23 protein-coding genes and 1 tRNA gene are annotated in these 22,308 nt (G+C 29.9%); 12 read left to right on the top strand and 12 right to left on the bottom strand.

What is annotated here, in order from left to right; all coding sequences use genetic code 11:
- Together CPEL_RS08025 and dnaG are read right to left on the bottom strand one after the other, a co-directional pair.
- Positions 1–984 carry an MnmA/TRMU family protein gene (locus CPEL_RS08025; RefSeq protein ID WP_044599391.1) on the bottom strand — a complete coding sequence of 328 codons (984 nt, stop codon included), beginning with the start codon at positions 982–984 and terminating at the stop codon, positions 1–3.
- 64 nt (positions 985–1,048) lie between these two features.
- Positions 1,049–2,842, bottom strand: coding sequence for a DNA primase (gene dnaG, locus CPEL_RS08020; protein WP_044599390.1), 1,794 nt, complete (start codon positions 2,840–2,842; stop codon positions 1,049–1,051).
- A 75-nt stretch (positions 2,843–2,917) separates the two neighbouring features.
- Here dnaG and CPEL_RS08015 point away from each other — a divergent pair, with 75 nt between their 5' ends.
- From CPEL_RS08015 to CPEL_RS07990, 6 genes are read left to right on the top strand one after another with little or no spacing between them, the layout of a single operon-like run.
- The gene (locus CPEL_RS08015) at positions 2,918–3,880 is read left to right on the top strand and encodes a tetratricopeptide repeat protein (protein ID WP_044599389.1); all 963 of its coding nucleotides are present in this window, start codon (positions 2,918–2,920) and stop codon (positions 3,878–3,880) included.
- Complete coding sequence (gene rnhA, locus CPEL_RS08010; protein ID WP_044599388.1) at positions 3,877–4,308, top strand: ribonuclease HI; 432 nt, start codon at positions 3,877–3,879, stop codon at positions 4,306–4,308. The genes CPEL_RS08015 and rnhA overlap by 4 nt, the downstream gene beginning before the upstream one ends.
- A complete protein-coding gene (gene rnc, locus CPEL_RS08005; protein ID WP_044599387.1) occupies positions 4,309–4,977 on the top strand; it encodes a ribonuclease III in 669 nt (222 codons plus the stop codon).
- On the top strand, positions 4,974–6,059 hold the full coding sequence (gene aroC / locus CPEL_RS08000; protein WP_044599598.1) for a chorismate synthase: 1,086 nt from the start codon (positions 4,974–4,976) through the stop codon (positions 6,057–6,059). Before rnc ends, aroC begins: the two co-directional genes overlap by 4 nt.
- Before the next feature lie 60 nt (positions 6,060–6,119).
- Entirely contained in the window at positions 6,120–7,163 is a 1,044-nt protein-coding gene (locus CPEL_RS07995) for a Cj0069 family protein (protein WP_044599386.1), read from the top strand.
- A gap of 36 nt (positions 7,164–7,199) precedes the next feature.
- Positions 7,200–7,823 carry a trimeric intracellular cation channel family protein gene (locus tag CPEL_RS07990; RefSeq protein ID WP_044599385.1) on the top strand — a complete coding sequence of 208 codons (624 nt, stop codon included), beginning with the start codon at positions 7,200–7,202 and terminating at the stop codon, positions 7,821–7,823.
- A gap of 7 nt (positions 7,824–7,830) precedes the next feature.
- On the opposite strand, the gene CPEL_RS07985 is transcribed toward CPEL_RS07990, so the two are convergent.
- The 10 genes from CPEL_RS07985 to folE all read right to left on the bottom strand — a co-directional run bounded on the left by CPEL_RS07985 (position 7,831) and on the right by folE (position 16,523).
- Positions 7,831–7,905, bottom strand: a tRNA-Glu gene (locus tag CPEL_RS07985).
- Between the two features lie 46 nt (positions 7,906–7,951).
- Entirely contained in the window at positions 7,952–9,103 is a 1,152-nt protein-coding gene (nhaA, locus tag CPEL_RS07980) for a Na+/H+ antiporter NhaA (RefSeq protein WP_044599384.1), read from the bottom strand.
- The gene (nhaA, locus tag CPEL_RS07975) at positions 9,103–10,263 is read right to left on the bottom strand and encodes a Na+/H+ antiporter NhaA (protein ID WP_044599383.1); all 1,161 of its coding nucleotides are present in this window, start codon (positions 10,261–10,263) and stop codon (positions 9,103–9,105) included. The genes nhaA (CPEL_RS07980) and nhaA (CPEL_RS07975) overlap by 1 nt, the downstream gene beginning before the upstream one ends.
- 86 nt (positions 10,264–10,349) lie before the next feature.
- Complete coding sequence (locus CPEL_RS07970; protein ID WP_044599382.1) at positions 10,350–11,321, bottom strand: Fe-S cluster assembly scaffold protein IscU; 972 nt, start codon at positions 11,319–11,321, stop codon at positions 10,350–10,352.
- Positions 11,322–11,331: 10 nt separating this feature from the next.
- Positions 11,332–12,510, bottom strand: a complete 1,179-nt coding sequence (locus tag CPEL_RS07965) for a NifS family cysteine desulfurase (RefSeq protein ID WP_044599381.1) — start codon at positions 12,508–12,510, stop codon at positions 11,332–11,334.
- A gap of 128 nt (positions 12,511–12,638) precedes the next feature.
- Positions 12,639–13,784, bottom strand: coding sequence for a hypothetical protein (locus CPEL_RS07960; protein WP_044599380.1), 1,146 nt, complete (start codon positions 13,782–13,784; stop codon positions 12,639–12,641).
- A 77-nt stretch (positions 13,785–13,861) separates the two neighbouring features.
- Positions 13,862–14,041 carry a hypothetical protein gene (locus tag CPEL_RS07955; protein WP_044599379.1) on the bottom strand — a complete coding sequence of 60 codons (180 nt, stop codon included), beginning with the start codon at positions 14,039–14,041 and terminating at the stop codon, positions 13,862–13,864.
- Positions 14,042–14,094: 53 nt separating this feature from the next.
- Complete coding sequence (locus CPEL_RS07950) at positions 14,095–14,586, bottom strand: hypothetical protein (RefSeq protein ID WP_044599378.1); 492 nt, start codon at positions 14,584–14,586, stop codon at positions 14,095–14,097.
- A 57-nt stretch (positions 14,587–14,643) separates the two neighbouring features.
- A complete protein-coding gene (fliI, locus tag CPEL_RS07945; RefSeq protein ID WP_044599377.1) occupies positions 14,644–15,951 on the bottom strand; it encodes a flagellar protein export ATPase FliI in 1,308 nt (435 codons plus the stop codon).
- Complete coding sequence (gene folE / locus CPEL_RS07940; protein ID WP_044599376.1) at positions 15,951–16,523, bottom strand: GTP cyclohydrolase I FolE; 573 nt, start codon at positions 16,521–16,523, stop codon at positions 15,951–15,953. The genes fliI and folE overlap by 1 nt, the downstream gene beginning before the upstream one ends.
- Before the next feature lie 108 nt (positions 16,524–16,631).
- Between folE and tig the strand changes: the two genes are divergently transcribed.
- Genes tig through CPEL_RS07910 form a run of 6 tightly spaced genes read left to right on the top strand, consistent with a single transcriptional unit; the run spans position 16,632 to position 22,308 of the window.
- The gene (tig, locus tag CPEL_RS07935) at positions 16,632–17,951 is read left to right on the top strand and encodes a trigger factor (RefSeq protein WP_044599375.1); all 1,320 of its coding nucleotides are present in this window, start codon (positions 16,632–16,634) and stop codon (positions 17,949–17,951) included.
- Positions 17,951–18,541, top strand: a complete 591-nt coding sequence (gene clpP, locus CPEL_RS07930) for an ATP-dependent Clp endopeptidase proteolytic subunit ClpP (protein WP_044599597.1) — start codon at positions 17,951–17,953, stop codon at positions 18,539–18,541. The genes tig and clpP overlap by 1 nt, the downstream gene beginning before the upstream one ends.
- 14 nt (positions 18,542–18,555) lie before the next feature.
- The gene (locus CPEL_RS07925) at positions 18,556–19,593 is read left to right on the top strand and encodes a GGDEF domain-containing protein (protein ID WP_044599374.1); all 1,038 of its coding nucleotides are present in this window, start codon (positions 18,556–18,558) and stop codon (positions 19,591–19,593) included.
- Positions 19,590–20,114, top strand: a complete 525-nt coding sequence (def, locus tag CPEL_RS07920) for a peptide deformylase (protein WP_044599373.1) — start codon at positions 19,590–19,592, stop codon at positions 20,112–20,114. Before CPEL_RS07925 ends, def begins: the two co-directional genes overlap by 4 nt.
- The gene (locus tag CPEL_RS07915) at positions 20,111–21,619 is read left to right on the top strand and encodes a YifB family Mg chelatase-like AAA ATPase (RefSeq protein WP_044599372.1); all 1,509 of its coding nucleotides are present in this window, start codon (positions 20,111–20,113) and stop codon (positions 21,617–21,619) included. Before def ends, CPEL_RS07915 begins: the two co-directional genes overlap by 4 nt.
- Before the next feature lie 8 nt (positions 21,620–21,627).
- A complete protein-coding gene (locus CPEL_RS07910) occupies positions 21,628–22,308 on the top strand; it encodes an NYN domain-containing protein (protein ID WP_044599371.1) in 681 nt (226 codons plus the stop codon).

Below are 22,308 nucleotides of genomic sequence, written 5' to 3'. Positions count from 1 at the left end.
TTAACTAATAAAAAATTTTTGAATTTTATTTTTATCTTCAAAAGCCATGCTTTGGAAAATTTTATTTTTAAAGCCTATTTTGTATTGGATATTGCTTTGAGTTTTTGCATAAGTTAATGCTATGCTAAGGGCTAAATTTAAATCCTCATTGTTTATGTTTTCATCTACCAAAGAATAAGCACCGATTAAATCAAATAATTTTATTTCTGCGTATTTATCGGTTTTTAATTCTTTTAAAAATTGATTTTCTAGCTCATTTCTGCCTATTATCATTTTAGCACCATTTGGGAGTCTTAAATGACGGCCGTATTTTAAAAGTTGAGCATCATTCACTTGCATATTTTTATCAAATTTAATGAAATCTTTAATTTTATTTGAAAAACTCTCAAGTGTTAATAAGCATCCTCCTCCAGGGCTTTCAAAGTCTTCAAAACCAAATTTGGCAGCTAGTTCAAGTTGTCTTTTTCTGCTTCTTCCACTAATGCCTTCTAATTTTTGCCTATCTACCCAACCTTCCCTTTCAGGCTTAGTTAAAGGTAAATTTTTAGCACACATAGGACGCAAAATCAAATCTTCCTCATCAAGAGCTAGTTTTTTAACCTTAGCCATAGCATCATTTCTTTGGCTCATTGGGCGTTGGCCAACCACCTCTCCTGTAATGATAAAATTTGCATTTTCATCTTTTAACATTGAAAGAGCCGTTTTAAACATAAAAGCATGACAATCTATACAAGGATTAAAATGCTTACCATAGCCATATTGGGGATTAAACAAAACCTCTTGCAAATATGAATTTCTTACATCTATCATTTCAAAACTAGCTCCTGCCATAGCAGCGCGTTTTGCCATAATCTCGCTTTTATCGCTTGTTGAGCCAAAGCCTATGTTTATATTTAAAGCTTTTACTTCTATGCCTTGAGAGCTTATAAGTTTTATAGCAAGCATAGAATCAAGCCCGCCACTAAAAAGTGCTAATGCTTTCATTTTGTCCTTTCGATTTTTTTGTTTATTGTAGTGAAGTATTTTTAATTTTTATGCTAATTTTTGTTTAAAAAGTTTCATTTTCAAAATCATAATAAATTGCTTTTTTATCTTTTATGTTTTTTTGTAATCTAGCAAAAAAAAGTTCCAAGCCTTCTTCATCGTTTAAAAATTGTATATTTTTTAATACTTCCATTAAATGTTGAAAAAAATTCTCATCATCTTGGTAATTTTTTTTGATTTTTTCTAAATTTTGATTTAATATGTGATATATTTGTTTTTTATACACTTGTTTTAAAGTCAAATTTGTAAGTTTGTTAAAATAAGCAAAATTGATTTTACAAATAGCATATAAAAATTCTTCAAGATTGTTTAGAATTTTTATATTTTCTAATTCATAAAGTTCTCTGATATTTGGATCTTCAAAATCTTTACCATCTAAAATAGCTTCTATTATATCTTGATGTAAAAAATACTCTTTTGAACTTAAAAGATGAAATAAATTTAAAGCCTTTGGATTTTCGTGTAAAAATTTTAAAAGTTCTAACTCACTTATGTTGTTGATTTTTGTTTTTTTTGCAAGATTAAAAGTAGGATTTGAAAAATTCTTTTTTGTGTTTTTAGAAAGCTTTATATCATAAGAATTTACCCCTAAAAGATTTGCTACTAAATTGGTATAAGAATTTGCTATTAAAGGCTCAAGGTTAAAAGTATATTTTTGAACTTCTTCCAAAGCTTTTTGTTTATTAAGTGCTGAATTTAGATCAAAATTAGAAATAATACTTCTTATGTAAAATTCTCCAAGTTCTAAACCTTTTTCTAATATAGTAAAAAGTAATTTTTCTTTATGTGCAGCCACAAGCTCAGCAGGATCTTTACCACCTTCAATTAAAACAACCTTGCCATCTATTTTTGCTAAGCTTAGTAAATGTGCTGAACGCGTAGCAGCGTTTAAACCTGCATTATCATTATCAAAACATAAAATCACTTTAGCTTCTAATCTTTTAATCAAAGGTATATGATGCTCACCTAAAGCAGTCCCTAAAACTGCTACTGCATTTTTAAAACCTGCTTTGTGAAAAGCTATGGCGTCCATGTAGCCTTCACAAATTATCATTTCCTTTTGTTTATAAATTTCATCTTTTGCTAAATTAAGTGCGTAAAAAACACGGGATTTATCAAAAAGCTTACTTTGAGGAGAATTAACATATTTTGCCATGTTGTTTTCATCAAGTGTTCTTCCGCCAAAACCGATTAATAAATTTTTATGATCATAAATACTAAAGGTAATGCGGTTAATAAAACTTGCATAAATTCCATTATCATTTTGCTTTATAGCACCTACTTCTAAAGCATCATTATGATGAATTTGTTCATTTTGTAAAAGTCTTAGTGTTTCATTAGAATTTGGTGCAAAACCTAGTTCAAATTTTCTAATATCTTCATCATTTAAACCCCTTTGGTAAAGATAGGTTAAAGCTTCTTTGTTTTTAGATAAATTTTGTTTATAAAAAGCATTAAGAGTAGGTAAAATATGAGTAAGTGATTTTTTATTATCTTGTTTTTGGGTGGTATAGCTAAGTGAAAAATTACTCCATGAGGCAACTTTTTCCACTGCTTCGATAAAATTTAATTTTTCATAATCCATTACAAATTTAAAAACATTACCTCCAGCCTTGCATGCAAAACAATGATAAAACCCTTTGACTGAATTTATATGCATACTAGGGTTTTTATCATCATGAAAAGGACACACGCATACATAGCCTGAGCCTTGTCTTTTAACTTCAATGTAATGAGCTATAATATCAACAATATCTGCTTTTTGTAAAAGTTGTTCTATACTTGTTTGTTCTATCATTTTTAAACCTTAAAGAAAATTATATATGCATTTAGCTATAATTGTTATAAATTTAAAAGTTAAAGTTGCAATATAATGGATTTTTTCTTTGTAGAATATAGAGATCCTTTGTTTGGTCTTATGGTTTTAACTGCTTTGGTGTTTGTAATCACAAGTTCGCATTTTCTTTGGCGTATTTATACTAATAAAGATCAAAAAAATAAACTAGATCGTTTTGTAAAAAAATTTGAGATTAATTCTACTCATCAGCAAATATTAAAAAATGCCAACTTGAGTATAGAAAATTTAAATTTTTTAGCACAAGTATTTACTAAAAGTGGTGAATTTGAAAAAGCAGTGGGTATTTATTTGATTGCTTTGCAAAAAACAAATGATGCAACCCAAAAAGAATTCATATTTTTTTCTTTAGCTCAAGTTTACTTAAAAGCAGGATTTTTAGAGCGAAGCGTGGAAGCTTTGTTGAATTCTTTAAAAATTAAATCTCGCAATAAAGAAAGTTTAAAACTTTTAAAAATTGTATATTTAAAACTTAAAGATTATGATAGGGTTTTAGAAGTTTTAGAGTGTTTATTTGAGCTTGGGGATAATATATATGAAGAAAAAGCTCTGATTAAAGCTTTAAAAATTCAATCAAGTTCGCAAAGTGAAGAAGAAAAAATAAAAGAATGTTTGGCTTTAGCTAAAAATAATGAATCCGTATTAAGACTTTGCTTTTTACATTATAAAGACAAAATTACTCAAATGCCTAAATTTGAAAATATAATAGACTTGCTTGATGAGTGTTTGGTTGCTTTAAATGTAGAAGATGAAAAGTATCATGAATTTTTTTATGCTAAAAATTTAGAATCAAAACCTATAAATATAAAAAATACTAAATTAAAAATTTTAAAAATTTTAAATGATAACAAACTTAAAGCAAATCTTAGTTTTACTTATGTTTGTTGTAATTGTAAAAATCAAAGTCCATTATTTTTTTATCATTGTCCATTTTGTTATGAATTTAAAACTTGTGAGATTTATTATGAGGTAAAAGCTTGAAAAATATTGAAATTTATACTGATGGCTCTTGTTTGAATAATCCAGGTTTTGGAGGATGGGCATATATTTTAGTATATAAAAATCATAAAAAAGAACAAAGTGGATCATGTGAAAATACAACAAATAATCGCATGGAATTAATGGCTATTATAAATGCCTTAAAGGCACTAAAAGAACCTTGTAAAATCAATTTATACACAGATTCTAATTTAATGGTTCAAAGTATTAATGAATGGCTTAAAGAGTGGGTAAAAAAAGATTTCAAAGGCAAAAAAAATACTGATCTTTGGAAGGAATACCTTCAAATAGCCAAAATTCATGAAATAAAAGCCATTTGGGTTAAAGCGCATAATGGCCATGAATTAAATGAGCGTTGTGATGAGTTAGCACGCAATGCTGCTTTAAAACTTCAAGAAGAAAGGCGATAAATGCTTAAAAAACTTCAAGAAAGACTAAAATATCATTTTAAAAACGAGCAATTGCTCATCGAAGCTTTGACGCATAAAAGTTATAAAAAGCCTTATAACAATGAAAGATTAGAGTTTTTAGGCGATGCGGTGATGGATTTAATTGTAGGTGAGTTTTTGTTTTTTAAATTCCAAAAAGACTCCGAAGGAAATCTTTCTAAATTAAGAGCGGCTTTGGTTAATGAAAAATCTTTTGCAAATTTAGCACAAAAGCTTAATCTTGGAGAATGTATTTTTATGTCTATTGCTGAGGAAAATAACGATGGTCGCAATAAACCTTCTATACTTTCTGATGCTTTTGAGGCATTAATGGGTGCTTTGTATTTGGAAATAGGTTTTGAAAAAACTAAAAATATCGCACTTGATTTGCTTAAAGATGTATATCCTCATATTGATACACAAAATTTGTTTAAAGATTATAAAACCAAATTGCAAGAAATTACTCAAGCACATATGGCAGGAACACCAGAATATATAGTAGTAAAAGCTTTTGGCCCTGATCATAAAAAACAATTTGAAATTGCAGTAAAAATTCAAGGTATAGAAGTAGCAAGATCAATAGCAGGAAGTAAAAAAGAAGCTCAGCAACAATGTGCAAAGATTGCTTTGGAAAAATTGGGGAAAATATGAATACTTTTGGAACAAGATTTAAATTTACAAGTTTTGGAGAATCTCACGGCCTTGCTGTAGGTTGTGTTATAGATGGGGTGCCTGCGGGAGTTAAATTTGATGCAGTGTTTTTACAAGATATGCTTGATAAAAGAAAGCCTGGTCAAAACAAATTTTCAAGTCCTAGAAAAGAAGAGGATAAGGCACAAATTTTAAGCGGAGTGTTTAATGGCTATACTACAGGAACTCCCATAGCCATAATGGTTTTTAATGAAAATGCTCATTCTAAAGACTATGATAATGTAAAAGATGTTTTTCGCTTAGGACATGCAGATTTTACTTATTTTCATAAATATGGCATTAAAGATCATAGAGGTGGGGGTAGAGCAAGTGCTAGAGAAAGTATTGCAAGAGTAGCAGCAGGTGCTGTTGCAATGATGCTTTTGAAAGAATTTGGTATTGAAATTATGAGTGGGGTTTTTGGCGTGGGTATGCTTGAGAGCAAACTTAGTAATGATGAATTTGATTTTGAATATGCTAAAAATAGTGAAATTTATTCTTTGGATAAAAATATAGAACAAGATTTTAAAGATGAGATAACAAAGGCTAAAAAAAACAAAGACAGCATTGGTGCTAGAGTTTTTACAAGGGTTAAAAACCCTATAAAAGGACTTGGAGAGCCTTTGTATGATAAGCTTGATTCAAAACTTGCTCATGCTATTATGGGTATAAATGCAGTTAAAGCAGTTGAAATTGGTAGTGGGGTTAAAAGTAGCTATACTTATGGAAGTAAAAACAATGATGCTTTAAAAGATGGAAAATTTTTAAGCAATCATAGCGGAGGAATTTTAGGCGGAATATCAAATGGAGATTTTATAGAACTTAAGACTTATTTTAAGCCTACTCCTTCTATATTTTTACCCCAGCAAACTCAAAATATACATGGTCAAAATTTAATTTATGAATTAAAAGGAAGACATGATCCTTGTGTGGGTATTAGAGGGAGTGTTGTTGTAAGTGCTATGGTGGCTGTTGTAATGGCTGATGTTTTGCTTTTAAATGCAAGTGCGAATTTGGGGAATTTAAAGAAAATTTATAAATAAAGTTTAATACTTACTTGGTTATTATTTTGTTATATCAATTATAAAGAAAGGATAAATAGTATGAAAAAAAATATTGTTTTTTTCGAAGTTAGAGGCGGAAGTGATAAGGGCGAAGATGGACATAGAAAAGATACTATGCCTATGGTAAATGCCTTAAAAGAACAAGGTTGGAATGCTGAGGTTATTTTTTTTGAAGTAGAAAAAAAAGACGCAATCTATGAATATGTAAAAAATAATGCCGATGCTTATGTTTCAAGGATTAATCCAGGAAATTTAAAAGAAGAAAATGAATATTTTGACATGCTAAGAAAACTTTGTGCAAATGGAGTAATAGGTATGCCACATCCTGATGCAATGATAGGATATGGTGCTAAAGATGCCCTTACTAAGCTTAACAAAACAGCTTTAGTTCCTGAAGATACTTATGCATATTATGATATTAAAACTTTTAAAGAAAATTTTGTTAAGACTTTAGCAAAGGGTGAGAGGGTTTTAAAACAAAATCGTGGCTCAACGGGTGAGGGAATTTGGCGTGTAAGATTGATAGATGAATTACCAGCAGGTGCTACAAGCGTGCCTTTAAATGCAAAAATCAAATGCACAGAAGCAAAAGATAATCATACAGAAGAAAGAGAACTTGGTGAATTTATGGATTTTTGTGAGCAATATATAGTAGGCGATAATGGTATGCTTGTAGATATGACTTTTTTGCCGCGTATTAAAGAAGGTGAAATTAGAATTTTAATGCTTTATCATACTCCAATTTATGTAGTACATAAAAAACCTGCTGAAGGTGCTGATGCATTTTCTGCTACACTTTTTTCTGGTGCAAAATATAGATATGATGAACCAAAAGATTGGCAAGAATTGGTTGATTGGTTTTTAGCTACTTTACCAGAAATTCGCTCAAAACTTGGAAATTATGACATTCCGTTGATTTGGACTGCAGATTTTATTTTAGATACTGATGAAAATGGTAAAGATAAATATGTTTTAGGTGAGATTAATTGCTCTTGTGTAGGATTTACTTCTCCTGCTGAATTTGTTGAACCTATTGCTAAAAAAGTAGCTCAAAATATCATTAATATTGTAAGTAAAAACTAACCCTTGTTTAAAACAAGGGTTTTTTAAAAACTTATCATGCTCTTAACTATACTTTATATTATAGGAATTACCGTTGATGCAATGACAGGGGCTATAGCTGCAGGAAGACACAAAATGGATCTTTTTGGGGTAATATTTATAGCACTTGTTACAGCTATTGGAGGAGGATCAATTAGAGATATTTTACTTGATCATCATCCTTTAACTTGGATTAAAACTCCTGAATATGTTATTTTAATCTGTGTTGCTGCGATGATTACCACAAAAATAGCTAAATATGTTATAAAGCTTGAAAAATTATTTTTAGTTTTAGATGCTATTGGTTTGGTTGTTTTTAGTGTTTTGGGTGCACAAATTGCCATACAAATGGGCTATGGTTTTATAGTGGCTGTGAGTTCAGCTGTGATTACAGGAGTTTTTGGTGGAATATTAAGAGATATATTGTGTGCAAGAATTCCGCTTGTGTTTCAAAAAGAAATTTATGCAGGTGTTGCTATATTAACAGGTGCTTTGTATTATATACTTTATATTTTTGGTGTTAATGAATTATGGGTAATTCTTGCTTCATTGTTTGTAGGAACTATAGCAAGATTATTAGCTATACATTATGGATTATCTTTGCCTATATTTTCTTTTAAAGAGGATAAAAATAAAGAGTAATTAAAGGTGGTGACCCATACGAGACTCGAACTCGTGTTACCGCCGTGAAAGGGCGATGTCCTAACCGCTAGACGAATGGGCCAATATGAAGATAAAATTATATCTTATTTTCTTAAAATAAAGCTTAATTATTTTATAAATCTTAAGTAAAAATATCCAAATACTCCAGAAGCTAAAGAAGCTAATAATATGGCAAAGTTATCTACAAAATTAAATATATCACTAACTTCGTAAGCAAGAGCATCTATAAAAAAACTCATAGTAAAGCCAATCCCTGTTAATATACAAACGCCATAAAGTTGTTTAAAATTCGCATCTTTAGGTAATTTTGCTAGCTTAAATTTAATCGCCATATAAGCAAAACCAAATACTCCTAGTTGTTTACCAACAAATAATCCTAAAAATATACCTACACTCACTCCGCTAAAAAGCATATGAGTTTCTATTTTAGAAAGATCAACTCCAGCATTTGCAAAAGCAAATATAGGTAAAATAACAAAAGCAATCCAAAATTTAAGCCCATGTTCTATTTCTTCTAATAAGGCATGGTTATTTTTGGTATAAACAGGTATGAACAAAGCTGTGATAATACCTGCTAAAGTTGCATGCACACCGCTTTTTAATACACTAAGCCAAAGCAAAGCACCAAGTATATAATAAAATGATTTTCTTTCATTACCTAAGCGATTGAGTAAAAATAATCCCATAATACAACAAAATGCAACAAAAAAAGCTAAACTAGAAAGCTCTCCTGTATAAAAAATAGCAATGATTAAAATAGCTCCTACATCATCAAAAATAGCCAAAGATACTAAAAATATTTTTAAAGAGCTAGGAATACGCTGTTTTAGCATAGCTAGTATAACTAAAGCAAAAGCTGTGTCAGTGGCTGTTGGTATAGCCCAGCCTCTTAAAACATAAGCATCATGAAAATTGATAATACAAAAAATCAAAGCAGGGACTACTATACCACCAATTGCAGCTATTAAGGGTAGGATTATATTGCTAATAGTTTTAAATTCTCCTTGAATAAATTCTTTTTTTAGCTCAAGTCCTATAGCAAAGAAAAAAATAGCAATAAGACCATCATTAATCCATAACAATGAAGGTTTAAAAAGCTCCCAAGTGCCTACTTTAAAACCCATTTCTACACTTAAAAATTCCATGTAGCTTTCACCATATGGGCTATTTTTTAAAATGAGTGCTAGTATTGTTGCACTAAGTAAAAATAATCCCCCTAAAATTTCAATAGAGATTAAATTTTTAAATTTATTTATCATTATTTTTTAAATCCATAGATAATTTTTAAATAAATATACCCAATTACAGCACTTAATAATGAAGCAATTAAAATAGCTAATTTATCAGAATATGCAAAAATATTACTATTTTGATAAGCTAAACCATCTATAAAAAAACTCATAGTAAAGCCAATACCTGTTAATATACAAACGCCATAAAGTTGTTTAAAATTTACATTTTGAGGTAATTTTGCTAAACCTAGTTTTATGCTTATATAGGAAAATAAAAATACCCCTATTTGTTTACCTAAAAATAAACCAAGTATAATACCCAAACTAACAGATGAAAAAATAAAGCTAGGATCCATATCTTTTAAATCTACCCCAGCATTTGCAAAAGCAAATATTGGGAGTATAAAATAACTCACCCAAGGAGCTAAATCATGTTCAATTTCTTTTAGAAATGATTTACCGCCTTTTGTTTCAAGCGGAATAAATAAAGCAGTAATTACCCCTGCTAAAGTCGCATGAACGCCACTTTTAAGCATGCTAATCCAAAAGATTATAGCTATAATAATATAAAAAGATTTTTTAGTAACATGAAAATGATTTAATAAATAAAGTGCCAACATACATACTAAAGCTGCAATCATAGCAAATACTGAAAGTTCGCTTGTGTAAAATAAGGCAATAACAATAATTGCACCTAAATCATCAAAAATAGCTAAAGAGAGTAAAAACAATTTTAAAGAAGTTGGAATTTTTTTACCTAAAAGCATTAAAATTCCAACCGCAAAAGCAACATCAGTGGCTGTTGGTATAGCCCAGCCTTGTAATGCAAAAGAATCATGATAATTAAAAAATGCAAAAATCAAAGCAGGAACCACCATACCACCAAGTGCTGCAAATACAGGCAAAGACATAGCTTTTATGCTATTGAGTTGTCCTCTTGTAACTTCATATTTTAATTCAAGTCCTATAGCAAAGAAAAATATAGCAATTAAGCCATCATTAATCCACAAAAGTAAGGGTTTAAAAATTTCTAAACCACCTGCTTGAAAGCCAAATTGAATATTTAAAAAATTAGTATATTGATCTGTTAAAGAGCTATTTTGTAAAATTAAAGCAAGTAAGGTAAAAAATATTAATAAAACACCTGGAAATGTTTCACTTTTTATAAGAGTTTGTATTCTTTGCATAAAAAACCTTTTTTAAATTTTAATAAAATAACTATTTTATCATAAAAGGTTTATTTTTAATATAAAAGTTTAAGTAGCAAAACTACTTAAACTGGAATAACGCGTATATTTGGACTAAGTTCTTCTTGTAAAATACTTTCTATTGCATATAAAGTTGCACCGCTTCCACTTGAACATCCACTGCAAGCTCCAAGATAACGAATATATATATCAATAGCAGCACCTTGTGCTTTTTGTATATCAATCACTTCTAAATCTCCGCCATCTCCATGCAACATAGGTCTTACTTCGCTATCTAAAACAGCTTCTACAGTTTTTAATTGTTTAACCATAGTCATATCATCAAAAGCTACATCACCTTTACTTTGTTCTTTTAATTTTTCTCTCTCCATTTCAGCTCTAGTTTCAGCCAAAATATCTACCAAATAATACTCTCTTTTTTCATGGCCGCCTGGTTTTATGCATGATTTGCAAAAAGCGCCTGCTTTGGTGTATTGAGTGATTTCTTCTACGCTTTTTAAATCATTTAATCTTATAACCTCTTTTATAGTTCCAAGGCTAACTCTAGCACACTCACAAACTATAATTTGATCTTCAAAATCTTCAGGATTAATCCCTTTATATTGTGCTGCAGCTTGTTTTATAACATCATAAGCCATAACAGAACAATGCATTTTTTGAGGTGGAACAGCTGGAGTTTGTGGATCATCTCTCATAGCAAATTCCACATCTAAATTTGTAATTTTAACTGCCTCATCAACACTTTTTCCTATGCAAAGTTCTACCATAGTATCACTACTTGCAATGGCTGTTCCACAACCAAAACTTTTAAATTTAGCATCGATAATTTTATCTGTTTTTTCATCTACTAGCCAATAAAGCCTAACCGCATCACCACAACTTTCAGCACCAAAATCAGCAACAATAAGTTTTGCATTGGCTTTTTTTGCATCATCTTGTGTGAATTCTCCCATATGTTTTGGGTTATTCATCCTATCTTGAACTTTTTGGGAGTATTCATCCCAAATTGATCCACCGATTAAGTTATTTTTTGCCATTATTTATCCTTTAATTATTTTGTGGCTTATACGCATAAGTACAAGAGATTGCTCTAAGTCTTTGAGTTGCTTTTTTAATCTGCTCTGCTGCATAATCAATCTCATCTTCTGTGTTAAATCTTGATAAAGAAAGTCTTAGGGCAGTATGCGCTAAATCATTTTCAGCACCAATTGCTTCCATGATAGGATTGCTCTCAAGTGCTTCACTAGCACAGGCTGATCCCGTGCTTGCTGCTATGCCATTTTTATTTAAGTCCCAAAGCATAGCCTCACCTTCTACACCTTTAATGCTTGCTAAGATGGTATTTGGAACCCTTCTTGATCTATCTCCAACTACGCTTGTATCAGGCATAGCTAAAATTAAATCTTCTAGTTTGTCTCTTAATCTTCTAATATGTGAGTTTTCAAAATCAAGCATGGTATTAGCTATCCTTAAAGCTTCTGCCATGGCAATGATATAAGGCACATTCAAAGTCCCACTTCTTCTACCACCCATATGTTCTCCACCATGTAAAAGTGGAGTTAGCTCTAAATCTTTTTTGATATAAAGCCCACCAACTCCTTTTGGGCCATGAAATTTATGTGCAGAAAAAGAAGCAAAATCCACTCCAACTTTTGCAAAATCAACCTTTATCTTGCCTACTGCTTGAGTGGCATCTGTGTGAAATAATGCTCCATATTCATGAGCAAGTTCAGCCATTTCTTTTACAGGAAAAATCATACCCGTTTCGTTATTTGCCCACATAATGCTAACTAAGGCAGTTTTATCTGAAATAGCTTCTTTTAGATCTTTTACACTACAAACACCTTCATGATCAACGCCAAGTTCTATAACCTTAACACCTAAAGATTTTAAAAACATAGCACAGGCTGCAACTGCAGGATGTTCTACGCTAGAAATAATGATTTCATTTCTAGTGCTATTTAAAATTCTATCAAAATACACCCCTTTAAGCACCCAATTAATGCTTTCAGTAGCACAAGATGTTATGATGATATCATCTAAATCACTTGCCCCAAGCCCTGCATAAAGCTTATCCATGGCTTGTTTTAATGCAGGATGGGTTGCGCTACCCCATTGATGAAGGCTATTTGGGTTACCATAATTTTCTTTTAAATACGGCAACATTAGCTCATAAGCTTCTGGTGCGAGCATGGTTGTTGCGTTATTATCCAAATATACTTTCAAAATACACTCCTTTAATTAGGATATTTTTTATCTTTTTTTTGTAAATATACACTAAAATATTAAATTTAATATTAAATCAAAATAAGTTTTTAACTTGTGCAAAAAATTGTTATTATTTTAGCACAAGTTTAAGCCATAGCATTTAAATAAGAGTGTAAAATTTTATTAATACTAGCTTGTCTTTTGCGGTTTTCTAAAAATTGTATATCTAGTTTTTCTTTTTGTGCGTTTAATTCTTCAAGTTTGCTTGCTGTTTCTTTTTGATTAAATTGCGTTTTTATTTCTTCTAAGTCTTTAATAGTTTTTTCACTATATAAACTATAAATAGAACTAGAATTTGCAAATTCTTGCATGTTTATACTATGCTGATAATTAATATATTGCTGAAAAAATACAGACAATTTATCTTCTGAAGTAGTGTTTTTATCTACTCCATTAATATAAAGATACAAATCAAAACTCATTTTTTCTTTATTATTATCATCAACAAAATTTTTAGGATCTAGTTCGCCGTTTATAAGTTTTTGAAAATTTAAATTTGATGAAAAATCTAATTCTATAGGCGATAAGAAGAAATTATTTTTATTGTGATTTTGTGCTTTAATATCATTGTAAATGTAATTTAACAATAATCCACTTTTAGAAACTTCTCCTTGCTTGTTGATATAAGGTTTAATGATAGGATTACTCGCAGTATTTTCAATGCTCCAAGTAAATGCAAAATCACCTATTTTATTATCAAGCATTAGGGTATTTAAGTTTTTATTGTTTTCTTTTGCTTCTTGTAATTCTTTTGTATTGGTATAAATTTTTAGAATTTTTCCTTCATAATTATAGCTATAACCTTGATTTAACTCTGAAATTTGAGCTTTACTTAAAAAATCATTATCATTGTTTTGAAATTGTGGATTTATAGTTTTTAATGTGTTGTGATAAGTGTTTAAAAGTCTTGGTAAATCTATTTTGTTGTAATTTAAATTCTCATCAAGCTTTATAAGTTGTTTTGAAATTTCTCTTACGCTTTTTATATTAATGGCATAATCTAAAGGAATTTTAGCGCTTTTATTAAGATCTTTTTCGAAAAAACCTTGCTCATCTATTCTAAAACCAAATTCACTTGCGTAGGTTATTTTGTAATCAATATTTTGATTTTTAGTTTCTGCAAGTTCTAATTTAACATTGGTATTTTCTTTTTTTTGTTCCATATTTTCAGTTTTTGCAAAAGGATAGTTTGCAAAATTTTGATATGGATTGACATTGGAATTTATAAACATAACTCTTCTCTTTAAAAATATTGCTTAGTTTTGAAAAAGCAAAAGCTATGCCAATATTTTTAAATCGAAGAGAAAAATTATGCGTAAATGTCAAGTAATCCTGAACTATTAGCAGGAGCAGTAGTTGGAGCAGGGTTTGCATTTACGCCTTCAAGTGCTTGCATAATAGCATTTTCATTTGTTTCTATGGTTTTTTTCATCATAGTAGTTGCAATGCTAAGCATTAAACTTGCTTGATTGTTAGTAACTTCGCCCATAACTTACTCCTTTTTTTGGATTCATAATATTATCGGCAAAGTTTTGTAAATAATTAAGCTATATTATAAATTTTGGAAAAATGATTATTGTGAGTATTTTCTTTTTCTTCAAGAATATCTATGAAATTTTTAAACTCATCCATATCTTTAAATAAATTTTTTAAATGCAAAAACAATTCATTTGAGAAAAATTGAAGATTATTTTGTGATTTTAAATATCTTTCTAGCTGATATATTCTAGCCAATTCTCTTTCATATTCTTCTTGAGTTAATCTTTTAGCGTTAAATTCTATATTTAGATTTTTTTTATCATTTAAAATAAAAGATTTTTTTTGGTTATTGATTTTAAATTCAACTATAAATTCTTCTTTAGAAGAAATTATTTTCAAGTATTTTAGTTTAGTTTTGTTCTCCAAAAGCTCAAAACATATACACTCTAAAAACATTTGTGTATAAAATTCTCTTTCAAAAATATTTTGACAAATATCTGTGTATTTTAGATTAAAGCTATCTTGATGATTTAGTAAAAAATTTGTATTTGACATGACCCATCCTTTTTTCATGGCTTTTTCATGAAAAATAAAAGCAAAAAATATTCCACTTTAAGAATCAATCATTTTTAACAAATTAATGGTGTCTTCAAATTCAAAACTTTCATCTGGATTTTGTCCTAAAAATTTTTGCATATAATCTTTTTTTGCTATGGCTTCATCCAATTCCTTATCACTTCCTTTTTGATAAGCTCCTATTCTAAGCAAAACTTCATTTTCTTTTAATAAAGAATTTAAACGCTTAAATTTTCTAGCCCATAATTTATGCTCAGGACTTATTATATCACCCATAACCCTTGAAGCTGAATTTTGTATATTTATAGGTGGATAAATTCCAAAATCAGTTAATTCTCTACTTAAAACTATATGGCCATCAAGTATTGATCTGCTTTGATCAGCTATTGGATCGCTCATATCATCTCCATCAACTAAAACGGTGAAAAATGCTGTTATAGTTCCTTTGCCTTCTTCTTTGCCTGTTCTTTCCATAAGTTGTGGTAATAAGCTTAAAACACTAGGGGGATAACCTTTTGTAGTAGGTGGCTCTCCTAAAGCAAGGCCTATTTCTCTTTGTGCCATAGCAAAACGCGTAACACTATCCATTATAAAAAGCACATCTTTACCTTGCTCTTTAAAATACTCAGCCACACTCATAGCACAAAATGCACCATATTTTCTCATCAAAGCACTATCATCACTCGTAGCGACTATAATCACGGTATCATCTAACTTTCCACCCAAATTTTTTTGTATAAATTCAGGAATCTCTCTACCACGCTCACCAATTAATGCTATAACTTTTATAGGTGCTTTTGAATTTTTAACTATCATACCCATAAGAGTTGATTTTCCAACCCCACTTCCTGCAAAAATTCCAAGCTTTTGTCCCACACCGCAAGTTAAAAGCGCGTCTATTGTTTTTACTCCAACTGGAAAAACTTCCTCTATTAAACCTCGTTTCATTGCATCTATTGGAGCTCTCATTATAGGCATAAATTTACTTGCCTCAATAGGCCCTTTGCCATCTTTTGGCCGCATAAAAGGATCAACAACCCTTCCTAAAAGTTCATCACTAACTCCTATTTGCATACCCGCATCATTTATAAAAGCACGATCGCCTATTTTAAAACCTTCTACAAAACCAAAAGGACTTAAATAGCTTAAATTCTCATCCACCTCTACAACCATAGCCATAGCTTCTTTACTCTCATCTTCGCTAGAAACTATTTTAATGATATCACCTATACTAGTTTTTAAGCCACTTATCTCTATACTAGTACTTGAAATTTTAGTAATTTGTCCAAAAACACTAGCTAGATTTTGAGAAGAAATTTTATTTCTAAGTTTTGCCAAACCCATTAAAATCTAACCTGTTTAGATGAATTAATCAAAGAAAAAAATTCTTTTCGGGTTTTTTCACTTTTTAAAAAACTCCCTCTTAAAGCTGAAGTGCTTGTAGTAGAATTTGCCTTTTGCACCCCACGCATTTCAACGCACATATGTCTTGCTTCTATAACTACACCTACGCCTTTTGCGCCTACATGTTCCATTAAAGATTCTGCGATTTGTTCTGTGAGTTGTTCTTGAATTTGTAAGCGTCGTGCAAAAACTTCAACTAAACGCGGAATTTTACTAAGTCCAACTACTTTTTTATCAGGTATATAAGCTACATGAACTCTTCCAAAAAAAGGCAATAAATGATGCTCACAAAGACTATAAAATTCTATATCTCTTACTAAAACCATTTCATTGTTTGAGCTATCAAATAAAGCATCATTGAGTATTTTTTTAGGATCTTGTTTATATCCACTACTTAAAAATTCAAAAGCTTTAAAAACCCTAGCGGGTGTTTTTATAAGTCCATCTCTAGTAGGATTTTCGCCTATAATTTCTAGTATATTTATAACTGATTGTTCAAATTTTTTCTGCATTTTTTCTCCATAAAAATTAAAATTTTAACATATTTTTATTTTTATATAAAGCGATAAGGAAATTTTTGGTATATTATCAAAAAATTTTATTTAAAAAGGGAAAATATTATGGAAGTTACAGCAAAACTAATTGATTTTGCAAATGCAAATGCTACTGTGAAAATTGCTCAAGGAGCTATTAAAACAGAAGTGGAAAAATTAGCTAAAAAAGCATCTAAAACTATGAAAATGGATGGTTTTAGAGCAGGAAAAGTTCCTGTTGCCGCTATACTTAAAAGATACGAAAAAGAACTTACAAGAGATGCGGAGCAAGATCTTTTAAGAAATGCTGTAGATGCTGCTTTAAAAGAAGTAAAAAAAGAAGCTAAAGATTTAGTGGGTGAGCCATATTTTGAAAAATTCGACAGAAAAGATGGTGAAATTATTGCTGAAATGGTTTTATCTTTCAAACCAGAGGTAAAATTAGATGGATATGAAGAATTAATTCCAACTTATAATACCCCAAAAGTAACACAAAAAGAAATCGATGCAAAAAAAGAAGAATTATTAAAAAGATTTGCTACTCCTGAGGCGATTAAAGAGACAAGAGCATTAAAAGAAGGAGATTTTGCTAAATTTGATTTTGAAGGTTTTGTTGATGGTAAAGCTTTTGATGGTGGAAAAGCACAAAATTATGTTCTTGAAATAGGCTCAAAACAATTTATACCAGGCTTTGAAGAAGGTATGATTGGTTTAAAAGCAGGTGATGAAAAAGATATTAATGTTACCTTTCCAAAAGAATATGGTGCAGCACATTTAGCAGGAAAAGATGCTGTGTTTAAAGTAAAAATTCATGAAATTCAAGAATTAAAAATACCACAATTAAATGAAGATATTCTAAAAAATTTATTACCAGATGAAAAAGAACCTAGCGTTGAAAAATTAGACGCTAAATTAAAAGAACAAATTAAAAATGAGAAAATTTTTAAATTAATTAATGATGAACTTAAAAATCAATTTGCAGAAGCTTTGGTTGAAAAATTTGATTTTACTTTACCTAGAAATATTGTCGAGCAAGAAACTGATATGCAATTTAGAAATTCTTTAAGAACTCTTAGTGAAGAAGAATTAAAAGAATTCAAAGATGAAGCAAAATATAAAGAAAAAAGAGAAAGTTTTAAAGAAGATGCACAAAAAAGTGTTAAATTAACTTTTATTATAGATGAATTAGCAAAGCTTAGAAATATCGCAGTAAGCGATCAAGAATTAATCCAAGCAATATACTTTGAAGCCTATAGATATGGTTTTAATCCTCAAGAGCATTTGGATAATTATAAAAAACAAGGTGCACTTCCTGCTGTGAAAATGGCTTTAGTGGAAGAAAAACTTTTTGCTGACATATTTAAGAAAAATGAAAAAAAGAAAAATGAAAAAGAAAGTGAAAAATGATGAGTTCTTATATACCTTATGTGGTTGAAAAAACAAGCCGTGGTGAAAGAAGTTATGATATTTACTCAAGGCTTTTAAAAGATAGAATCATTATGTTAAGCGGCGAGATTAATGATGATCTTGCTGCTTCTATTGTTGCGCAGTTTTTATTTTTAGAAGCTGAAGATCCACAAAAAGATATTTATCTTTACATAAATTCTCCTGGTGGTGTTGTAACAAGTGGCTTTAGTATATATGATACTATGAATTATATAAAACCTGATGTTTGCACTATATGTATAGGACAAGCTGCTTCTATGGGTGCGTTTTTGTTAAGTTGTGGAGCACAAGGAAAGCGTTTTGCTTTACCAAATTCTAGAATAATGATACATCAACCCTTAGGTGGAGCAAGAGGTCAAGCAACGGATATTGAAATCCAAGCAAAAGAAATTTTAAGATTAAAAGCTATTTTAAATGATATTTTGGCAAAAAATACCAAGCAAAAACTTTCTAAGATAGAAAAAGACACTGATAGAGATTTCTTTATGAGTGCGGCTGAAGCTAGAGAATATGGTTTAATCGATAAGGTTTTGGAAAAAAGTTTTAAATAAGGAAAAACATAGCAATGTTAGATGATGATTTATTTGCTGAGTTAAATTTAGACAGCGAAGCCCCAATCAAAGAAGCTCCAAAAATTCAAAAAATTAGCGGAGGGGAATTTGAAAAATTTGCCAAGTCTGTATTATCAGAATTAATAAAAGATAATATTCCCCCAACTCCTATTAATTTTAGTGTTTATTTTCAAAAAATGCTAGATGATCGTCCTTTAGCATTTAAGAAAAAAGTTAGCGAAATTATGGAGTTTGAGCAAAAAGATGATGAAATAAAGCGTGCAAATATAGAGCAAGAGATTAAAAAAAGCTTTAGCTCCACTTCAGCGTTATTACAATACATTGCTATGATTTATAGACACCTTGAAACAATGAAAGATATGTTAAAAAGAAGAAATTCAGAGCTTTCAATAAGCACAGGAAATTTGGCAGTTTCAAATATCATTCATGCTTTAGAAACAGATTTATTAAGATTTTCCAATATTTTAGATAAATACTCAGATGAAATTAAAGAAAATTTTAACGAGGTAAGGCAAACTTATAAACATATAGAAGAACAAAGTGATTTTGATTCTAAATTTGGTGTATTTAATAAAAGGTATTTTATAGAAAATTTAGAAAAAAGCATTGAAAGCAGTGCAAAATACAATTATCACACTTCGATTTTATTTTTTAAAGTTAAAGAATATACCTTAGAACAAGCATATACGCAAAAAGAAAAAATAGCTTTTTTAAAAGGTATATGTAAAATTTTTAGTAAAAATATTTCATCAAGTGATATTGTAGCTCACTATGGAAATAATACTTTTGCAATGATTATGTTTCATACTAATTTAGACAAGGCACAAGAAATTTGTAATAAAATTTTACAATCTTTAGAAAATTCAAACTTTTTCTTAGCAGATAAAGAAATTGATGTTGATGTAGAAATTGCAATTAGTGCAATTAATCAAAACAACAAAAGCGAAGAATTAATAAACAAATGTATAGATTCTTTGAGTAAAACAGGCAAAGAATTAGAACCATTTATTGTCGTAGAAAGAGAGAAATGATAAGAAATATAATTACCTATCCAAATCCTAGATTGTTTTTAGAATCCAAACCGGTTGAAAATTTTGATGAGCAATTACACATTCTTTTAGATGATATGTATGAAACGATGATAGCTAACAAAGGAGTAGGGCTTGCAGCTATTCAAGTAGATGTACCAATAAGAGCTTTACTTGTGGATATTGGAGATGAAGAAGGGGAGCAAAAAGAGGATAAACAGACTTTATTGGAGATTGTTAATCCTGTTATCACTCCTTTAGATGATGAGCGTATTTCATGTAATGAAGGATGTTTAAGCATACCAGGTTTTTATGAAGATGTAATGCGTTATAAGAATATACAATTAAATTATCAAGATAGATTTGGTAATAAAAAAACACTAAATGCACATGATTTTCTAGCAGTGGCTATCCAGCATGAGGTTGATCATCTTGATGGGCATTTGTTTATTGAAAAATTATCTTTTTTAAAGCGTCAAAAATTCGATAAAGAATTTAAGAAAAAAACTAAAAAAAGCAAATGAAAAAGCTAAAATGTGCAAGTTTTTCCAATGAGCTTGATATTATCGATGTAGAATCAACTTTCACAAGAGGCTTACCAGGTTTTAATATAGTCGGCCTTGCTAATTCTACTATCAAAGAAAGCACAGAAAGAGTTAAAGCGACTTTACTCAGCCATAATTTTTCTTTTCCTGCACAAAAAATCACTATCAATCTTAGTCCATCAGATATACCTAAAAATGGCTCTCATTTTGATTTGGCTATTGCTATTTTGATTTTATTTCAAAAAGAAAATTTAGATGATTTTTTTGTATTTGGAGAGCTTGGTTTAGATGGGAGTATTAAAAGCACTGCTAGTTTATTTTCTATCTTGCTTTTTTTAAGCACAAAGGTGCAAAATGCTAAAGTTGTGGTGCCAAAAAGCATAGCCTTAAAAGCTTCAATGATTCCAAATTTAGAAATTTATGCCTTAGAAAATTTAAACGAAGCAATTGATTTTTTTAAAGAAAAAAATTATGAAAATTATAAAATCACCAACGCCCATCCTTTGTTTAAGAACGCTATAAAAATCAATCAACAAAAATACATCAAAAACACCCATTTTCCCCATGATTTTAAAGAAGTTAAAGGGCAAGAAAATGCTAAATTTGCTTGTATTGTAGCAGCACTTGGAATGCATAATATTTTATTTGAAGGCAGTCCAGGTAGTGGCAAGAGTATGTGTGCAAAAAGACTTCCTTTTATCATGCCACCACAAAGTTTGAAAGAAATTTTAGCCCAAAATGCCTATAAATCTTTAAATTCTTTAGATGATGATTTTAGTGCAAGCAGGGTTTTTAGAAGCCCACATCATACAAGCACAAGGGCAAGTATTTTTGGCGGGGGAACTAAGAGTGCTAAAATAGGCGAACTTGCCCTAGCAAATGGCGGAGTTTTGTTTTTTGATGAATTCCCTCATTTTTCAAAGCAAATCATAGAAAGCTTAAGAGAGCCTTTGGAAGATTTTAAAATCCTTATTTCAAGAGTAAATACTAAGGTAGTTTATGAAACTAAATTTTTATTTGCTTGTGCGCAAAATCCTTGTCCTTGTGGGAATTTATTCTCTAAAACCCAAGCTTGTCGTTGCCAAGAAATAGAGATTAAAAAATACAAAAACAAAATCTCTTCCCCTATTTTAGATAGGATAGATTTATATGTAGCTATGGATGAAATTTCACATGAAGATAAACCAAGCTTAAGCTCTGAACAAATGAGTGAAATGGTATTTAAGGGGTTTTTGTTTCAAAAACAAAGAAAACAAGAAGAATTTAACGCAAAATTAAATGAAGAGCAGATGAAGCAATTTTGCGTTTTAGATTCTAGCGCTGAAGAAATTTTAAACAAAGCTATAAATTCTTATAGTTTATCCCAAAGAGGGGTGAATAAAACTATAAAAGTCGCAAGGACTATTGCGGATTTAGAACAAAGTGAGTTGATTTCAAAAACACATATTTTAAAAGCCCTGAGTTTTAGGATAAGAAGTTTATAGGAGTAAAAATGGAAAATAAAAGCATAGCAATTTTCATTGATGCAGAAAATATCCCCTCAAAATATGCAAAATCAATTTTTGATATCGCTTCTGATTATGGAGAGATAGTCATAAAGCGAATTTATGGGGATTGGACTCAAAAAAATATACAAAATTGGAAAGAGCAAATCGCTCAATATTCTATCATCGCTATGCAGCAATTTAACTTCATAGCTAATAAAAATTCAAGCGATATGTATTTAATCACTGAAATTATGAGTGTTTTTTATGAAAAAGATATTGACATTTTTGTCATTGTTTCAAGCGATAGTGATTATACAAGTTTAATCCAAAAACTCAAAGAAAACAAAAAACAAGTCATAGGCATGGGTTTAAAACAGGCTGTAAAATCTTATGTGAATTCTTTTAGCGAGTTTTTTTATCTAGACAAAGATGAATCCAAAGAAAAAATTCTCATCAACAAAGAATACATCAAAGATTTAATCAACATCACAGAAGCATTAATAGAAGAAAAAGGTCGTGCTGAATATGCCCAAATTCGCACCAATATGAACAGAAAACACGCCAATTTTATCCCGCAAAATTTTGGTTTTAAAAATTTTAGAGCCTTAGTGAGAGAATTTTTGCCTAAGATGAAGCAATTTAAAGAAGCAAACGAAAAAAATATTTATTTTCTTGAAAAGGCTTGA

The sequence above is a fragment of the Campylobacter peloridis LMG 23910 genome (assembly GCF_000816785.1).
GTDB lineage: Bacteria > Campylobacterota > Campylobacteria > Campylobacterales > Campylobacteraceae > Campylobacter_D > Campylobacter_D peloridis.
Note: the sequence above shows the minus strand (reverse complement) of the source record. Positions and strands in the feature narration are given on the sequence as shown.

Excerpts from the sequence above, each read along its gene's own strand:
- CPEL_RS07955 (WP_044599379.1), bottom strand. The coding sequence starts at position 14,041 with ATGGGCGAAGTTACTAACAATCAAGCAAGTTTAATGCTTAGCATTGCA.
- aroC (WP_044599598.1), top strand. The coding sequence starts at position 4,974 with ATGAATACTTTTGGAACAAGATTTAAATTTACAAGTTTTGGAGAATCT.
- rnc (WP_044599387.1), top strand. The coding sequence starts at position 4,309 with ATGCTTAAAAAACTTCAAGAAAGACTAAAATATCATTTTAAAAACGAG.
- CPEL_RS08015 (WP_044599389.1), top strand. The coding sequence starts at position 2,918 with ATGGATTTTTTCTTTGTAGAATATAGAGATCCTTTGTTTGGTCTTATG.
- tig (WP_044599375.1), top strand. The coding sequence starts at position 16,632 with ATGGAAGTTACAGCAAAACTAATTGATTTTGCAAATGCAAATGCTACT.
- folE (WP_044599376.1), bottom strand. The coding sequence starts at position 16,523 with ATGCAGAAAAAATTTGAACAATCAGTTATAAATATACTAGAAATTATA.
- CPEL_RS07915 (WP_044599372.1), top strand. The coding sequence starts at position 20,111 with ATGAAAAAGCTAAAATGTGCAAGTTTTTCCAATGAGCTTGATATTATC.
- CPEL_RS07970 (WP_044599382.1), bottom strand. The coding sequence starts at position 11,321 with ATGGCAAAAAATAACTTAATCGGTGGATCAATTTGGGATGAATACTCC.
- CPEL_RS07910 (WP_044599371.1), top strand. The coding sequence starts at position 21,628 with ATGGAAAATAAAAGCATAGCAATTTTCATTGATGCAGAAAATATCCCC.
- CPEL_RS07995 (WP_044599386.1), top strand. The coding sequence starts at position 6,120 with ATGAAAAAAAATATTGTTTTTTTCGAAGTTAGAGGCGGAAGTGATAAG.
- nhaA (WP_044599384.1), bottom strand. The coding sequence starts at position 9,103 with ATGATAAATAAATTTAAAAATTTAATCTCTATTGAAATTTTAGGGGGA.
- CPEL_RS07960 (WP_044599380.1), bottom strand. The coding sequence starts at position 13,784 with ATGTTTATAAATTCCAATGTCAATCCATATCAAAATTTTGCAAACTAT.
- nhaA (WP_044599383.1), bottom strand. The coding sequence starts at position 10,263 with ATGCAAAGAATACAAACTCTTATAAAAAGTGAAACATTTCCAGGTGTT.
- CPEL_RS07990 (WP_044599385.1), top strand. The coding sequence starts at position 7,200 with ATGCTCTTAACTATACTTTATATTATAGGAATTACCGTTGATGCAATG.
- CPEL_RS07925 (WP_044599374.1), top strand. The coding sequence starts at position 18,556 with ATGTTAGATGATGATTTATTTGCTGAGTTAAATTTAGACAGCGAAGCC.
- CPEL_RS08025 (WP_044599391.1), bottom strand. The coding sequence starts at position 984 with ATGAAAGCATTAGCACTTTTTAGTGGCGGGCTTGATTCTATGCTTGCT.
- CPEL_RS07950 (WP_044599378.1), bottom strand. The coding sequence starts at position 14,586 with ATGTCAAATACAAATTTTTTACTAAATCATCAAGATAGCTTTAATCTA.
- def (WP_044599373.1), top strand. The coding sequence starts at position 19,590 with ATGATAAGAAATATAATTACCTATCCAAATCCTAGATTGTTTTTAGAA.
- fliI (WP_044599377.1), bottom strand. The coding sequence starts at position 15,951 with ATGGGTTTGGCAAAACTTAGAAATAAAATTTCTTCTCAAAATCTAGCT.
- clpP (WP_044599597.1), top strand. The coding sequence starts at position 17,951 with ATGAGTTCTTATATACCTTATGTGGTTGAAAAAACAAGCCGTGGTGAA.
- dnaG (WP_044599390.1), bottom strand. The coding sequence starts at position 2,842 with ATGATAGAACAAACAAGTATAGAACAACTTTTACAAAAAGCAGATATT.